Consider the following 15,235-nt stretch of genomic DNA (forward strand, 5'->3'; position numbering starts at 1 on the left):
CACACGCCGGTCATCGACACGCGGCTTACCGTGAGACTTGGGAAAGAAGGGCTCAAGACGCGCCATCTGCGCGTCGGTCAACCAGAAAAGACCAGACATGTTCACCGCTCGTTTTTCAGCCGTGAATCATGCCGACCGCTGGAAATCAATGGGTCCTGACCCTAGAAAATGGATGACTAAGAACACCACCAAAAACAACAACATGGTTGACAACTAGATCAGGTCCTCAAAAAAGACGGAGGAAAACGGGTTAATGAAACTGGCGTCGCTGTCCGTCGCGACGCTTTTCCGTTCAACGAGATGGGCCTCAATTGAAAACCAACGCCTTGACGGGCAGCAAAATTGTCTGCGCGCGCAAGACGATCGCGTTTGCGATACCCATCCCGTCCACAATCCGTGCAAGAAAAGCCGAAAAACCCGTTATTTCACCGGCATCAATTTCCTTCGCCCGGCTTGTATAGGCAACGCCGACGCATGAACTTCCCGGGGGGATATCTTCCAGATGTTTCGGGAAGATTGGCGCAAGAAAGGCTGTCACAGTGCCGGGGCGCGCCCGATCCTGCTGATCCAGCAGCGCGTCCCCCGGCCTGAATTGCCCCGCAGCAATCGCGTCTTGCACCTCGTCCACGACCATCGGGATTATGGTCAAGGGTTTGGATGCGCAGGTGATTTCCACCAGCATGCCAGGCTTGAGCACGCTGGCTGAAATCTGACCGAAAGCCGCTATGAAACGCCCTTGTCCTGAGACGTCTGGCACCAGAATGCCAGCGGGACGCAGAATTGGGTTAACGATGTCGCCCGGCTTCAGGAGGAATTGCGTCACAACCCCGTCCACCTCGGCGAATACGGTTGATTTCGAGATTTCGTTTTCGGCCTCCCGAAGCACGGCGCGCGCGCTTTCAAGCTGCGCAGGAAGAAGTGAGGTTTGGCGAAGCTTGGCACCATCGAGTGCCGCGAGTGCGGCTGCGCGACGGCTCTCCGCCCCGGACACTGCCGTCTGCAACCGCTCCAGCTCCTGCTCGCTCACAACAGTATCGTTTCGCTCGGCAAGCTCTAGGCGTCGATCCAGATCGCTTGTGGCCTGCGCAAGATCTGATTCTGCCGCCTCAACACCAGCGGCGGCTGCCGCGATTTCTGTTGCGGTCAGACCCAAAGCGGCCTCGATCTCTTCTATACGGCGTTGAGCGGTATCTGCTGCTGCTTCCTGTCGGGTCGTGTCCAACCGGAAAATGGCGTCACCGGCATCAACCGCATCATTGTTGGCGACATACACCTCTGAGACGCGGCCACCGCGATCTGACAGTATGGTAACCGTGCGAAATGCGGCGGACACGTTCCGCGTTGAGGGGTGAAAATAGAAGATCACTGTGATCAGCGTAACGGCCAGTATTGCGCAGGCGGTCAAACCCCACCGCAATTCATACCAGACGTTGAACAGGGTTATTTCATGGCCCCATCTCTTGCCCTGCTTATAGCGACGGTACAGGTAATCCGGGACAATCGTGATCAATGCAGAGAATACCAACTCAAGCATCGTGGTTCTCCGAAAGGTCCACTTCGGTCCTGAGCGGGAATATCTCGTGCAGAGGCACAGCGGCAATCAGAATGGCGGCGATCCAGAAGGCATTGTTCAGTGTGAACAGCGAGATCAACCCAAGCACACCAACCAGTTGCATTTGAACCTTGTGCGCGCCTGCCGCCATGCGGTCGGGGATAGCCTGCACGGTAAAATACAATGCGCCGAAGCCCAGCAGGACAACGACAAGAAGAAACCCAACAACGATCAAAAAGCCGTCTGTTTCCCCCGGAGGTGTCACCCAAAACGGGAGCCGCGCCATCGCCTCATCAGAGATAGAGCTGTTCACGTGAACCTCCTGTTTCCAAATGATCCCCGGCAAGGATAAGCGATTGAAATCAAAAAAACCAATCCTGCACGAGGCAACTCTGATCAGCCCCCGGCCCGATAGCGTGAACATAATGACGGGCCAGTGCCCGATATGACGTTGGACGGAATCCAGTTCGAGGTTCTCAAGCCTCCTGAGAAAGTGGTGCGCACGTCACTTCAAGCCATTTCAAGAAAGCACCTACCTGATCGGAAATGCGCCCCTTTCGGTAGACCGCAAAGTAGCAGGCCACCCATTTCGGCGGCACGTCGATAGCTTCCAGTCTGCCTTTATCCAGGTACTTTTTGACGGTCACTAGAGGGCTTAGATGCAATCCGTAGCCTTGCAAGGCGGCGTCCAGCTCGAACTTCGATCCCCCCGGATCAACAAGCTGAAGGTCGTCGACGCGCAGGCCGAAGTCCCGGACGACACCTTCAAAGACTTGGGAACCGATGCTCTTGTCCTGTATCCACGGCACATCGGTCAGGTTTTTCGCACCCAACCTGACAAGCTCTGGTGTGCCGCATAATACGAACGGCGACTTTAGAAGCAGTTTCTGGGCCGCGCCGCTCCAAACATGGTTTGGCGGGCCTCCGCGTATCGCAATGTCAAAGGCTTCGAGATCGACGTCCCACGAATTTCCTTCCGCAGCGAAGGACACCTGGATGCCGGGGTGTTCCGCCCAGAAGCCGCCAAGACGTGGCATGATGACCGCGTCGACAAATCGGACAGTCGTAGACACACTCACACCGCGAGCGGCCTCCTGAGCCGTCACATCATCAATGCCTTTTGCGATCTGCTCGAATGCGTCGTTGAGGGTGCTGGCCAGCGTCCGACCGGCCTCGGTCAAAGCAAGTCCACGTCCCTCTCGGCGCACAAGTGGAATCCCCAGATCAGCCTCAAGCTTTCGCACCTGTTGGGCAATTGCGGCAGTGGTTACGTTCAGTGAACGCGCCGCAGCAGAATAGCCGCCTAAACGGCCGGTCGCCTCAAACGCCGTGAGGGTCGAAAGCGGCGGCAACTTATGCCAGTCAATAAGGTCATTCAGTAGAAATACTTAATGATTGCTATTTTTTCCTGCCTCGCAAGGTACACCAAACGTAACTATTGTCGAGAAATACACCCGATACGAGTTGAACAATCAGTGGTGTAGCTATCTGAAATTGCGATTGCCCTAAAAGCCTGTCGAATTGCGTTGCAATACGATCGTCCTGCAATGCGTTTTGCGTTGATAGGCGGGTTTGAACAACCGGCAAGGTCCAATCGCCGCAAATGCTTGGAGGCCGATATGACTATCAGGATAACCATGCTTTTTACTGGAATAGGGTTGGCTATCGCGACACCGGCGCTGCCCGACACCAGAGCCGACACTCCGCAAGCCGCACACGTAGCGTATCTTGCAGCGATCAACTCGAACAAACTGGATCAATTCCTTGAGACGGTCACTGATGACGTGGTCTTCATCGCACCCGGCGCGCCTGTTATGGAAGGCAAAGCCAAGGTCGGGCCTTGGGTGCGCGGGTATTTCGACGCCGTTCACACCAGTTGGAAAAAGCAATCGCTGGAATTTGTTGTGGCGGCGGACTGGGCGTTTGAGCGTTATGAGTTTACCGCCACCGATGTTCCGCGTGACCCGGGCCCTGCCACTGTTTCCACGGGCCATGGCATCAATATCTACCATCTCGAAGATGACGGAACATGGCGCGTGGCGCGGGATATCTGGTCCAACGCGAATACCTTCAGCGCCGGCAGATCAATCGCGCCCGCGTGTTCGGGGCGTGCCGAACCTTGCTGATCAAAAGATTTGATTGGTTGGCACGCCGCCCAGATGGCTTGGACACATACTGGATCGGCCGCTTTTAACCGGGTTCCGTCCACGGCCAACTACATTGGCCTCAGGACGGAACCAGGCAAGTACTTTTCTCGGCAACCGAAAGGCCCAACCCGCAGACCGGGCATTAGCGAATTACTGGGCCACAACTTCCTTGCAGCTGCCTTTGCCCCATCCGGATTTGCTGCCCGAAGCCGAATAGTCAAACGTGCCAGTCTTGAGATTCACGTTGTAATTCAGGGTAAAGCCGTCACCGATATACAGGTAAGTCAGGGTGTCGAGGCCGGGATACACCTCAGCCTTATTGTCGATATCACCAATGGTAATATGCCCTTTGTTCTGGCCTTCGTATTTGACCAGCGTGGCCGCCATTTCCGGATATTTTGCATCCGGCGCTTCACACTCGAACACCCGGTCTTCCGCAACTGCAGCGACGGGTAAGAACACAAGAAAAGCTGCTAACTTTTTCATTTTTTTGTTTCCTGGCATATTCTGTTCGCCGACGCCCGCTAAGGACAGTTTGAGGCATAATTTTGCAAAAATTCTGGCTACTCTGTGCACGGCAAGACGGCCATCAGATTCGATCTCGAAGCGGTCGTTTTTGCCGGGTCTTGCGCGAATACTGAAATGGAGTACCCCGAGCCGGTCGGAACGGCGGCTACTTAATCAACGAAACCCCAATCCCTCGGTTTAGCGATGCTCGGAGATGACGGTCGATTGGTCGCCGCAACGTCCACACACGGCCTGCCCCAGTGGCTCTGAAGCCGAATCTGCCCCGCCTGGCCGGGTCCCGCCGACCCCTTCCAAAATCAGCGAACATCACACTGAACCCCTCAATCACGCAGGATTTCCGGCGCAGCAAGCGCCCGGCGATGCCGCTGAGTGACCACCTCAGGTCGCTTTTCCCTTCCGGCGGCAAAACCGCGCATCCTGAAGCTTGACAAGTCCCCCGCCTGTGCCGCATGTCCGACCCGTTGGTGTCCATCCCTGGATGGATGAAAAGGGAATGCGTCAGCGGTTTTTCCGTCAAACGCAGCCGCCCCCGCGACCGTGACCGGAGAGGGTGCCCATAGCCACTGGCCGAAAGGCCGGGAAGGCGGGACATCTGCCAGAGCAAGCCTCTGACATCCGCAAGCCGGGAGACCTGCCAGCACCCGAAGAAGAAACCGGGCGGGGTGTTCCGGTGTCGGGTCCATGTGCAGACGCGTGGCCCGCATGAAACCCCGTCCCCCGCGAAGAGGATTTGGGGGGATGAGAGACATGACCGAGACCGCACCAGTCGAGTTGCTGGTCTGTACCACGTGCCGCCGTGGACTGCCCGTCGAGGATGATGAAAAACGCCCCGGCACATTGCTGCACAAAGCGCTGCAACAGGCCGACCTGCCCGAAGGCATCACGCTGAAACCCGTCGAATGCCTGTCGAACTGCGATCAGGGCTGCTCGATCGTGCTGCGCGGTGGACCGGGTCGCTGGACCTTTGTCTATGAGAACCTGAACGAAGCCGAACACGTTGACGTCATTGTCGACGGTGCGACCAAATATCTGGCGACCGAGGACGGCTTGGTCAAATGGCGTGAGCGCCCCGAACATTTCCGCAAAAACTGCGCCTCCCGCATTCCCCCGATTGGAGCCCTGAAATGAGCACTCTTGAGAAACTTCCCGTCACTGTGATCACCGGCTTTCTGGGCTCAGGGAAGACAACGCTGGTCAAGCACCTGATGCAGAACCCGCAGGGCAAACGTCTGGCGGTCGTGGTCAATGAATTCGGCGACGTGGGCGTCGACGGCGATATTCTGAAATCCTGCGCCATTCCCGATTGTCCGGCAGAGAACATCATGGAACTGGCAAACGGCTGCATCTGCTGCACCGTGGCCGATGATTTCATTCCGACCATCGAAGCGCTGATGGCGCTGGACCCGCGCCCCGATCACATTCTGATCGAAACCTCCGGCCTCGCCCTGCCCAAGCCGCTGCTGAAAGCCTTTGACTGGCCCGATATCCGCTCGAAAATCACTGTGGACGGCGTGATCGCTCTGGCCGATGCCGAGGCGGTCGCGGCAGGTCGCTTCGCTCCGAACGTCGAGGCGGTGGATGCCCAGCGCCTGGCCGATGACTCGATCGACCACGAAACGCCTCTTTCCGAGGTGTTCGAGGATCAGATATCCTGCGCCGATATCATCCTGCTGACCAAGCCCGATCTGGCAGGGCCAGAGGGTGTTGCCAAAGCCAAAGAGGTCATCGCAGCCGAGGCCCCGCGCCCGCTGCCCGTCGTAGAGGTTGCCGAAGGCGTCGTAGACGTCCGCGTCGTGCTCGGTCTGGAAGCTGCAGCCGAGGATGACATGGACGCGCGTCCGTCGCATCACGACGGTCATCACGACCACGAACATGACGACTTCGAAAGCATCATCGTCGAACTGCCGGAGCAAAGCGATCCACTCGATCTGGTTGCCAAGATCGAACGTCTGGCCAGGGAATTGAACATCCTGCGCGTCAAGGGCTATGCGGCAGTTGCCGGCAAACCGATGCGTCTGCTGGTTCAGGCTGTCGGTGCCCGGGTGCGTCATCAGTACGACCGCCCCTGGGAACCCGGCGAGGAGCGCCGCTCGCGTCTTGTGGTCATTGCCGAGCACGACGACATCAAAGAGGCCGAAATCCGGGATATCCTCGTGGGTGTGACCGAGGCCGCCGAGTAAGCCATGCACGTCGTCTTCCGCGAAAGCCACGGGCTTGAAGAAACCGAGACCCCGACCGATCTGGGCCAGAGCCCGGCGGATCTGGTGATGTTGTCCTTTTCGGACAGTGATCTCGGTGCTTTCGCGGCAGGCTGGCATCGCGGCGGTGGGCCGGAAGGGCGAATGCCGACGATGCGTTTGGCCAATCTGACGGCGCTGAAACACCCTCTGTCCGTTGACACATATGTGGAACAGACGCTTGACGGCGCAAAAGGTATCCTGATCCGCCTGATTGGTGGGGTGCCTTACTGGTCATACGGGCTGCAGCAGGTTCTTGCGCTGGCGCAGGCCAAAGGCATCGCGCTGGCGGTTCTGCCTGCCGACGGGCGTGAGGATACCCGGCTGGACGACTATTCCACCCTGCCCGTCTCGACCCTGCGGCGACTGGCGCATCTGTGCGACACCGGCGGCGAGGTCGCGGCGCAGGCCGCTTTGGCGCAGATGGCATTGGCGGCAGGTCTTTATGCCGGGCCGGTGATGGGGGCCAAAACCCTTCCGGAATGCGGTGTTTGGTGCCCTGACCGCGGCGTAACCCCGGTCGAAACCGCATTTACGAACGATGCGAAACGCATCATCGTCACTTTCTATCGCGCCTACCTGACCTCCGCCGACACCGCCCCGGTCGCCGCGCTGATCCACAGCCTGCGGGCGCGTGGGTTCGAGGCAATGGGCATGTTCGCCCCTTCCCTCAAGGCACCTGCCGCCGCCGATTGGTTGCGCCGAAACATCGTTGCACTGGAACCTTCTGCGATCATCAATGCCACCTCCTTCTCGGGCAAAGGTGCGTCGGGAACCTCTCCGCTTGACGCGGCGGGTGTGCCGGTTTTCCAGGTCGCTCTGGCAACTTCACGCCGCAAAGCGTGGGCCGAGGCCGAACGCGGTCTTTCCCCCGCCGACCTTGCCATGCACGTCGTGCTGCCCGAAGTGGATGGGCGGATCTCGGCAGGCATCGCCTCATTCAAGGAACCGGGCAAACGCGATCCGCACCTGGAGTATTCCCGCTTTGCCCACCGCGCTGAACCTGAACGGATCGAAGCGATCATTGATCGTGTAACCGGCTGGCTGAATCTGAACGACCGACCCAAAGCGGAACAGGTGCCGGTTCTGGTTCTGTCCACCTACCCCGGCAAGGACTGGCAGATGGCCCATGCCGTGGGCCTTGACGCGCTGGCATCAGCCGAAGCGATGCTGTCAGATTTGCAATGCGCCGGGTATGATACAGCCCCAGCCGAACCGATCGCCGACACATTGCTGGGCGCCCGGATTTCCTGGTCGCTCGAAGATTACCAGGCCGCGCTTGCACACTTGCCGGATCAACTGAATACGGACCTGCAAACAGTCTGGGGCAAGCCCGAGGATGATCCGACCTTTGTTGATGGCGCGTTCCATTTCACCGCGCTGCACCGGGGCAAGGCGCTGGTCGCGCTGCAACCCGAACGTGGCACGCCTGAACTGCGCGATGACGACTATCACGACCTTTCGCGCACACCGCGTCACAGCTATGTCGCGTTTTACCTTTGGCTGCGCAAAAGCCTGCACGCCGACGCACTGATCCATATTGGCGCCCATGGCACTCTGGAATGGCTGCCGGGAAAATCCGTTGCCCTGTCCGCCAAGTGCTGGCCCGAAGCGCTGATCCGTGATTTGCCGGTGATCTACCCCTTCATTGTCAACGACCCAGGCGAAGCCGCACAGGCCAAGCGTCGCATCGGAGCCGTCACGCTGGGTCACATCCCGCCCCCGATGAAGGAGAGCGGCACGCCGGACAGGATGGTGCGGCTTGAATCGCTGCTGGACGAATTCTCGAACGCCGACGGGCTTGACCCCAAACGACGCGACCGCTTGCAGGAAGATATCCGGGAAGAAGCTCAGGCCATCGGGCTGGAAAGCGATCTTGGTCTTGACCAGGCCACCTGTATCGCCGAGGCAATCACCCGCATCGACCGCTTTGTCTGCGACATCAAGGAAAGCCAGTTTGGCAACGGGCTGCATATTTTTGGCCGCGTGCCTGAAGTGACCGGCAATTTCGACCCCGCGCCATCTGCACACGCCGAACGCACTGCCTTGCTGGACGCGCTGGCCGGAAACCGGATCGAGGCTGGCCCGTCGGGTTCGCCCTATCGCGGACGATCGGATGTGCTGCCCACTGGGCGGAACCTCTACACCACTGATCCCCGGTCGGTCCCGACCCGCGCGGCTTATACACAAGGCGTGAAACTGGCCGAGGAACTGGTTCGGCGGCACCTGCAGGAGGAAGGCGATTATCCGAAAGGCCTGATCGTCGATCTATGGGGGTCGGCCACCATGCGCACGGCAGGCGAGGAATTCGCGATGGCGCTGCACCTGCTGGGCGTGAAACCGGTCTGGGACAAGGGATCAGAGCGGGTATCAGGCATCGAAGTGCTTCCAATCACCGACCTCAGCCGTCCGCGTCTGGACGTGACCCTGCGTGTTTCGGGCCTGTTCCGGGATGTATTCCCAACGCTCTCCGCTCTATTTGGCCAGGCCGTTCGGGCGCTGTCCCAGCGGGACGAAGCGCCGGACTGGAATCCCTTCGCGGGGCAGACCCCGAACCCGCGGGTTTTTGGCCCGGCTCCGGGCAGTTATGGCCTGAACATGACACACTTGTCGGAAACCTACACCGACGAGGCCCGCGCGCAGGCGGGTGAGGCCTGGCTACAGGCCAGTTCATTCGCACTGGAAGGCGAACACGTCGCACAGGATATCGACGGCATTACCCGACAAGTCGCCAATGCGGACAGCTTCGTGCACCTTCAGGACCTGACCGAAACCGACCTGCTGCTGGCCAACGACTATGCCACGCATGAGGCCGGTTTTGCGGCGGCCAAGAAGATTACCGGCGGCGGGGTGCAACTTTACCATCTCGACAACACCAATCCGGATAAACCCCGCGCCCGCACCCTGCCGGAAGAGATCAGCCGCGTCGTCCATGCCCGGGCCGCCAATCCCGCCTGGATCGCGGGGATGCAGCGCCACGGTTTCCGCGGGGCGGCCGAGATCGCGGCGACGCTGGATCACATGGCTTCTTTTGCCCACCTGTCCGGTACGGTCGCGCCACACCTCTTCGACCTCTACCATGACGCGACGCTGGGCGATGCCGAGGTGGACGCGTTCCTGCAACAGGCCAACCCGCAAGCGCATCAGGCCATGCAGGACCGGTTCCGCACGCTGCTGGAGGCCGGGCTTTGGAACACGCGCCGGAACTCGATCCGGGCCGATCTGGAGGGGCTGAGATGAGCGCGCCGATCGTACAAGGCTGGTGCCCCGGGGCGCATCGACCGATGATGTCCGGCGACGGGCTGGTCGTTCGTGTGCGCCCTCGGCTGGCGCGGCTGGATGCCAAACAGGCATTGGGCCTGTGCGATCTGGCAGGGCAATTCGGCAACGGCACCATCGACCTGACCAACCGGGCCAACTTGCAATTGCGCGGCGTGAGCGAAGCTGATCACCAGCCTCTGCTTCAAAAACTCTCTGCACTGGACTTGCTGGATGCAGAGCCCGGCATTGAAGTGCGGCGCAACATACTCGTCTCGCCGTTGTATCAAACCGGCGATCGGACCAGCCGTCTGACTACGGAGTTGATTGACCGGCTGGGTCAATTGCCCGACTTGCCCGCCAAGTTCGGCTTTGCCATCGACACCGGCCCGAACCGTCTGCTTGCAGCGGATTCAGCGGATATCCGGCTGGAGACCGGTCCTGACGGCCTGATCCTGCGCGCGGACGGGTCTGACACCGGGCGACGTGTCACCGAGGCCGAAGCGATCGACCAATTGATCGCGTTGGCACAATGGTTCTCAGGGAATTTCACCCCGGAAAATCGCCGCATGTCGCGGGTCGTGGCAGCACTAGGCCTGCCGCAGGAGTGGCAGGGCAGCAACCCTGCCCCGACTGGCGAACCGCTTCAGCCTGGCACTCACGATCTGGGTACATTCTATGGCGCGGCGTTCGGGCAACTGCCCGCCCAGCCACTTGCCGAACTGATCGCGGTGACTGGCGCGACTGCTCTGCGTGTCACACCCTGGCGGCTGATCCTGCTGGAAGGCGGGGCGTCGATACCTGCTGCAGAATTTGTCACCGATGACGCCGACCCACTCATGACCACAGATGCCTGCCCCGGTGCGCCGTTCTGCCCTCAGGCGCAGGCAGAAACCCGCGACATTGCCCGTGCCCTGGCCCCGCGCGTGGCCGGCACACTGCACGTGTCCGGCTGCGCCAAGGGATGTGCCCGCATGGGCCCGGCCGACGTCACTTTGGTTGGCCGGAACGGCCGATTTGATCTTGTAAATCAGGGCCGCGCGGGGGATGAGCCCAGCCAGCGCGGGCTGAGCCCCGAAACACTCATGACTATGGACCTGACCTGATGCCCTATGAATACGAAACCGATGGTGCGGCGATCTACAAGGAAAGCTTTGCCACCATCCGCTCTGAGGCAGATCTGGCCCGGTTCGACGCTGACGAGGAACAGGTCGCCGTTCGCATGATCCATGCCGCCGGAATGGTGGGGCTGGAAGAGTTCGTGCATTTCTCGCCGGGATTCGTGACCGCGGCCCGCACGGCGCTGGAAAGCGGCGCCCCAATCCTGTGTGACGCGCGCATGGTCAGCGAAGGCGTGACCCGTTTTCGCCTGCCCGCCGACAACCAGGTGATCTGCACCCTGCATGACGAACGCGTGCGCCCGTTGGCCGCCGAGATGAGCAACACCCGGTCTGCCGCCGCGCTGGAATTGTGGCGCCCTCATCTGGAAGGCGCTCTGGTCGCCATCGGCAACGCGCCCACCGCCCTGTTCCATCTGCTCAACATGCTGGAAGACCCCGGCTGCCCCCGTCCCGCCGCCATCATCGGCTGCCCCGTGGGGTTCGTCGGCGCGATGGAATCCAAGGACGCCCTGTGGGAAGCACAGCCCGTGCCGTCCTGCATTGTCAAAGGCAGGCTGGGCGGCAGCGCCATTACCGTGGCCGCAATCAACGCTATCGCAAGCCGGGCGGAATGAAGATGGGCACAATATACGGTGTGGGCCTTGGCCCCGGCGATCCCGACCTGATGAGCGTTCGGGCGGATCGCCTGCTGCGCAACGCAAAACACGTCGCCTTTTTCCGCAAGCCGGGCCGCAGTGGTCAGGCCCGCAAGATCGTAAACGGGATGATCCCGGAAGGGGCAGTTGAATTCCCGATGGAATACCCCGTCACCACGGAAATTCCCGTCACGGACCCGCGCTACAACGAATTGCTGTCTGAGTTCTACGAAGACTGCACCGCGCATCTTAAGGCGCTGTCTGAAAACGGCGAAGACGTGGTGGTTCTGTGCGAAGGTGACCCGTTCTTTTACGGCTCGTTCATGCATCTATACAGCCGCTTGCGCGACAACGCTCCGGTCGAGGTGGTGCCCGCCATCACCGGCATGTCGGGCGCGTGGACCGCAACCGGCGATCCGATCACCTGGGGCGATGACGTGCTGACAGTACTGGTCGGCACCCTGCCCGAGGACGATCTGGCCCGGCGCATGGCCCAGACGGATGCGCTGGTGGTGATGAAAATCGGCCGCAATATCGACAAGGTAAAACGCGCACTGCAGACAGCCGGGCTTTATGACCGTGCCTGGATCGTCGAATACGCGCAAATGCCGAACCAGACCGTGTCTAAGCTGTCCGAAGCGTGCGGCAAGATCACGCCCTATTTCTCGATCATCGTTGTACATGGCCAGGGTCGCCGTCCATGAGTGGCTGGGTCAAAATCGCGGGGCTGGGCCCGGGCAATGCGGATCTGGTCACACCCGAGGTTTCGGCGGCATTGGCCGAAGCGACCGACGTTGTCGGGTACATTCCCTACGTCGCCCGGGTGGCAGAGCGCACCGGCCTGACGCTGCACGCAAGCGACAACCGGGTCGAGATCGACAGGTCGCAGCACGCGTTGCAGATGGCGTCAGAGGGCAAGCGCGTGGTGGTTGTGTCCTCGGGCGATCCGGGTGTCTTTGCCATGGCCGCCGCTGTGTTCGAGGCATTGGAAAACGGCCCCTCGGAATGGCGTGAAATTCCGATTGACGTGCTGCCCGGGATTACGGCGATGCTGGCCGCTTCGGCCCACGCTGGAGCGCCGCTGGGCCATGATTTTTGTGCCATCAACCTCAGCGACAATCTCAAGCCGTGGCCTTTGATCGAAAAACGTCTGCGACTGGCCGCGCAAGGGGACTTCGCGATGGCGTTTTACAACCCTCGCTCCAAGTCCCGCCCCGAAGGCTTTGTAAAGACACTGGAAATCCTACGCGAGGAATGTGAGCCCGAGCGGCTGATCCTGTTCGCCCGAGCGGTTACGCGGCCCGACGAGGCCATTCGCATCTCGACCCTTGCCGAGGCGACACCTGACATGGCCGACATGCAGACCGTGGTGATTGTCGGATCTTCGCTGACCCGTGTGATTGACAGGGACCACGGGCCAATTGTCTACACGCCCAGGTTTACTCAGGCCAGCGATCAGGCCAGGGATCAGGAATGACCCAGCCAGTCCAGAACGTCAGCAACATTCGACAATTCGGTTCGCTGCGGCAGGACCGGACGGTCGATCATCAGCACCGGCAGGCCCAGCGCCCGCGCGGCGTCCAGCTTGGCCCGTGCGCCGGTTCCGCCCGCGTTCTTGGACACCACCAGTTCTGTACCGTGCTGCGCCATCAGCGCCCTGTCGTCCTCCACCGTAAACGGTCCGCGGGAAACGACGACGTCGCAATCCGGCAGCGGCAGGGAGTCAGGCTTATCCACCAGCCGCAGCCGGTAATGATGCTGGGGCTGGGCGGCGAAATCCCCGAGATGCATCCGGCCTACCGCAAGAAAAACGCGCTGAGACGCCCCGGACAGGGCATCCACCGCCGCGGCGATGTCTGCCACGTTTGTCCAGCAATCCCCGTTTTGCGGGGTCCAAGCTGGCCTGGTCAGCGCGGCCAGCGGAATACCTGTTTCATCACATGCCTGAACCGCATTCCGGCTCATCTGCGCGGCAAAGGGATGGGTGGCATCAACCACATGGCTGACACCGTGATCACGAATGTAACGCGCCAGCCCTTCCGCCCCGCCAAACCCGCCCACCCGGACCGGCAATGGCTGCGGTCGCGGATTGTCCACCCGGCCTGCGTAGGAGTAGGTTGCAGCTATGCCCCGGTCGGCAACCGCCTTGGCCAACGCGTTGCCCTCGGTCGTGCCGCCAAGGATCAGGAGGTGGGACATGCATGAAGCTCCGTGGCTGACCGTTCTTGGACTGGGCGAAGATGGACTGGATGGCCTGTCGCCGGCAAGCCGTCAAGTGCTGGACCGCGCCGAAGTCGTCATGGGGCCACCGCGCCATCTGGCGCTGGTTCCCGAAAACGGGGCCGAGCGGATCGCGTGGCCCGTGCCATTTGCCGATGGGTTGCCCATGCTGACCGGGCTGCGCGGTCGCGCCACCGTGGTACTGGCCTCGGGTGATCCGTTCTGGTTCGGTGCCGGGTCGGTGATCGCGCGCAATTTCGATCCCGGTGAGTGGTTGGCCTTGCCTGGTCAGTCGACTTTTTCCCTGGCTGCCGCGCGGCTGGGCTGGCCCTTGGAAAGCACTTTGACCTTCGGGTTGCATGCCGCCCCTCTGACCCGCTTGCGCCCGCATCTGTCCCCGGGATTGCGTGCAATCCTGCTGCTGCGCAATGGCGCGGCGGTGGCCGAATTGGCCAATTACCTGACCGAGACCGGCTTTGCCGACACGCAACTGCACGTGATGGAGGCGCTTGGCGGCCCGCGTGAACGGGCCCGCAGTGTCTCGTTGACCGAGGCGCTTTTGGGAACCTTCGAGCACCCGGTTTGCGTCGGACTTGACGTCGCGGGTGCGGGCCGCGCCCTGCCCAAAGCCTCGGGCAAGCCGGATGAGATATTCGAAACCGACGGGCAAATCACCAAGCGCCCCATCCGCGCGCTGACCCTGTCTGCGCTGGCCCCTCAACGCAGCGAACATCTGTGGGATATCGGTGGCGGCACAGGCTCGATCAGTATCGAGTGGCTGATGTGCGACCCGAGCCTGACGGCGACCACGATCGAGCCTCGCGCCGACCGGGCCGAGCGTATCCGCCGGAATGCCGATACACTGGGGCAGGATCGGCTGAACGTGGTTCACGGTACGGCCCCCGGGGCGCTTTATGGTTTGACCCCGCCTGATGTTGTTTTCATTGGCGGCGGGCTGAGCGTTGACCTGCTGGAATGGCTGCGGAGCAATTTGCCCCAAGGTACGCGATTGGTGGCCAATGCGGTCACACTGGAAAGCGAGGCATTGCTGGCCCAATGGCACGAGGAACTCGGCGGCGACCTGTTGCGCATTGACCTGTCTCATGCGGCACCGCTTGGCCCGCGTCGCGGCTGGAAGGCCGCTTATCCGGTCGTGCAATGGAGCGTGACACTATGATCGTCGCGGGCCTGGGCTTTTCGTCCTCCGCCACGGCGGACAGTTTGCAGGCGGCGTTCAAGGCTGCCGCATCCGGGCATCGTGTGGATGCGCTGGCCACTGTTGCCGACAAGCAAGGCCACCCTGCCCTGACTGATTTTGCCCAAAAGCTGGCCTTGCCCGTGCATTTCATCTCGCCCGCCGATCTGGCCGGGCAGCGGACCCTCACCTGCTCGAACCGCAGCCGGGCCACGTATGGCACCGGCAGCGTGGCCGAAGCATCCGCCCTTGCCGCCGCCGGTTCCGGGGCGCGGCTTCTCTCACCCAGACTGATTTCGGACGACCGGCTTGCGACCTGCGCCGTCGCCATCGGAGGATAGA

At 61.1% G+C, this 15,235-nt stretch carries 15 protein-coding genes, 1 pseudogene and 1 riboswitch; of the genes and pseudogenes, 10 read left to right on the plus strand and 6 right to left on the minus strand.

Going from position 1 to position 15,235, the window contains the following annotated elements; translation table 11 throughout:
* The 4 genes and pseudogenes from ACR0CG_RS19230 to ACR0CG_RS19245 form a co-directional block, all read right to left on the minus strand.
* A pseudogene (locus ACR0CG_RS19230) lies at positions 1-99 on the minus strand (IS5/IS1182 family transposase); the annotation flags it as partial.
* Between the two features lie 208 nt (positions 100-307).
* Positions 308-1,534 carry an HlyD family secretion protein gene (locus ACR0CG_RS19235; protein WP_480526890.1) on the minus strand — a complete coding sequence of 409 codons (1,227 nt, stop codon included), beginning with the start codon at positions 1,532-1,534 and terminating at the stop codon, positions 308-310.
* A complete protein-coding gene (locus ACR0CG_RS19240; protein WP_170808275.1) occupies positions 1,527-1,865 on the minus strand; it encodes a hypothetical protein in 339 nt (112 codons plus the stop codon). Before ACR0CG_RS19240 ends, ACR0CG_RS19235 begins: the two co-directional genes overlap by 8 nt.
* Positions 1,866-2,028: 163 nt before the next feature.
* On the minus strand, positions 2,029-2,904 hold the full coding sequence (locus tag ACR0CG_RS19245; RefSeq protein WP_480526892.1) for a LysR substrate-binding domain-containing protein: 876 nt from the start codon (positions 2,902-2,904) through the stop codon (positions 2,029-2,031).
* 267 nt (positions 2,905-3,171) lie between these two features.
* Here ACR0CG_RS19245 and ACR0CG_RS19250 point away from each other — a divergent pair, with 267 nt between their 5' ends.
* Complete coding sequence (locus tag ACR0CG_RS19250; protein WP_480526894.1) at positions 3,172-3,678, plus strand: YybH family protein; 507 nt, start codon at positions 3,172-3,174, stop codon at positions 3,676-3,678.
* Between the two features lie 171 nt (positions 3,679-3,849).
* Here ACR0CG_RS19250 and ACR0CG_RS19255 read toward each other — a convergent pair whose 3' ends face one another.
* Entirely contained in the window at positions 3,850-4,185 is a 336-nt protein-coding gene (locus ACR0CG_RS19255; RefSeq protein ID WP_170808272.1) for a hypothetical protein, read from the minus strand.
* Positions 4,186-4,672: 487 nt separating this feature from the next.
* Positions 4,673-4,880: riboswitch (cobalamin riboswitch) on the plus strand.
* Between the two features lie 94 nt (positions 4,881-4,974).
* Between ACR0CG_RS19255 and ACR0CG_RS19260 the strand changes: the two genes are divergently transcribed.
* The 7 genes from ACR0CG_RS19260 to cobJ are packed head-to-tail and all read left to right on the plus strand — an operon-like array spanning position 4,975 to position 12,955.
* Entirely contained in the window at positions 4,975-5,355 is a 381-nt protein-coding gene (locus ACR0CG_RS19260; protein ID WP_170682400.1) for a DUF1636 domain-containing protein, read from the plus strand.
* Positions 5,352-6,407, plus strand: coding sequence for a cobalamin biosynthesis protein CobW (gene cobW, locus ACR0CG_RS19265; RefSeq protein WP_480526896.1), 1,056 nt, complete (start codon positions 5,352-5,354; stop codon positions 6,405-6,407). Before ACR0CG_RS19260 ends, cobW begins: the two co-directional genes overlap by 4 nt.
* 3 nt (positions 6,408-6,410) lie before the next feature.
* The gene (cobN, locus tag ACR0CG_RS19270) at positions 6,411-9,704 is read left to right on the plus strand and encodes a cobaltochelatase subunit CobN (RefSeq protein WP_480526898.1); all 3,294 of its coding nucleotides are present in this window, start codon (positions 6,411-6,413) and stop codon (positions 9,702-9,704) included.
* On the plus strand, positions 9,701-10,828 hold the full coding sequence (gene cobG / locus ACR0CG_RS19275) for a precorrin-3B synthase (protein WP_480526900.1): 1,128 nt from the start codon (positions 9,701-9,703) through the stop codon (positions 10,826-10,828). Before cobN ends, cobG begins: the two co-directional genes overlap by 4 nt.
* Positions 10,828-11,457 (plus strand): precorrin-8X methylmutase, encoded by a 630-nt coding sequence (locus tag ACR0CG_RS19280; protein WP_170609609.1) that lies wholly within the window; start codon positions 10,828-10,830, stop codon positions 11,455-11,457. Before cobG ends, ACR0CG_RS19280 begins: the two co-directional genes overlap by 1 nt.
* Positions 11,454-12,182, plus strand: coding sequence for a precorrin-2 C(20)-methyltransferase (locus tag ACR0CG_RS19285; RefSeq protein WP_480526902.1), 729 nt, complete (start codon positions 11,454-11,456; stop codon positions 12,180-12,182). The genes ACR0CG_RS19280 and ACR0CG_RS19285 overlap by 4 nt, the downstream gene beginning before the upstream one ends.
* A complete protein-coding gene (gene cobJ, locus ACR0CG_RS19290; RefSeq protein WP_480526903.1) occupies positions 12,179-12,955 on the plus strand; it encodes a precorrin-3B C(17)-methyltransferase in 777 nt (258 codons plus the stop codon). Before ACR0CG_RS19285 ends, cobJ begins: the two co-directional genes overlap by 4 nt.
* Here the strand turns inward: cobJ and ACR0CG_RS19295 are convergent.
* Entirely contained in the window at positions 12,946-13,677 is a 732-nt protein-coding gene (locus ACR0CG_RS19295) for a cobalt-precorrin-6A reductase (RefSeq protein ID WP_480526904.1), read from the minus strand. The genes cobJ and ACR0CG_RS19295 overlap by 10 nt on opposite strands.
* Here ACR0CG_RS19295 and cbiE point away from each other — a divergent pair.
* Both cbiE and ACR0CG_RS19305 read left to right on the plus strand, forming a co-directional pair.
* Entirely contained in the window at positions 13,676-14,875 is a 1,200-nt protein-coding gene (gene cbiE / locus ACR0CG_RS19300) for a precorrin-6y C5,15-methyltransferase (decarboxylating) subunit CbiE (RefSeq protein ID WP_480526906.1), read from the plus strand. The genes ACR0CG_RS19295 and cbiE overlap by 2 nt on opposite strands.
* Complete coding sequence (locus ACR0CG_RS19305; RefSeq protein WP_480526973.1) at positions 14,872-15,234, plus strand: cobalamin biosynthesis protein; 363 nt, start codon at positions 14,872-14,874, stop codon at positions 15,232-15,234. Before cbiE ends, ACR0CG_RS19305 begins: the two co-directional genes overlap by 4 nt.
* The last annotated feature ends 1 nt before the right edge of the window (position 15,235 follow it).

The sequence above is a fragment of the Ruegeria sp. AB8 genome, assembly GCF_056542605.1.